The organism is Streptomyces colwelliae (genome assembly GCF_048158785.1).
GTDB lineage: Bacteria > Actinomycetota > Actinomycetes > Streptomycetales > Streptomycetaceae > Streptomyces.
This window is the reverse complement of sequence record NZ_JBLTJC010000975.1, coordinates 1-436: the sequence shown is the minus strand read 5'-3', so window position 1 is coordinate 436 and position 436 is coordinate 1. Positions and strand designations below refer to the sequence as shown.

At 53.7% G+C, this 436-nt stretch carries 1 protein-coding gene; it reads right to left on the bottom strand.

Features of this window, described 5'->3' with window-relative positions; genetic code table 11:
- A partial coding sequence (locus ACNFOC_RS55435; RefSeq protein ID WP_416966450.1) for a family 10 glycosylhydrolase occupies window positions 1-338 on the bottom strand: 338 nt, incomplete at its 3' end.
- Window positions 339-436 lie beyond the last annotated feature (98 nt).

The following is a 436-nucleotide window of genomic DNA, read 5'->3' as shown; positions in this document are numbered from 1 at the left end:
AACCAGGCGTGTACTTTCATCCCACGCTTGTGGGCTTCGTCGAGCATAAATTGCAGCGGATCGTAACCCGGATTTTCACCAATCTTACCGGTCATAAGATCGGACCACGGCAAAATTTTCGATGGCCACAGGGCGGTACCATCCGGCTTGACCTGGAAAAAGACCGTGTTTATGCCGAGACGTTGCAGATGATCCAGTTTGTCGATCATCGCCTGTTGTTGTACACGTGCCCGGCTGGTGGGGTTACTAATGTTAACCGAGGAAACCGGTGGCCAGTCGAGGCGAGACACCGTGGCCAGCCAGATGCCACGCATCGGTTGTGACGATTGTTGCGTCATGGCTGGTGACTTTGAACCCGCTGGTGGTGTCACCATGGACTCTGGAGGCGTGCTTTTACAACTACACAGTAAAAGTGCCAGTGCAACCAGTATCGCTG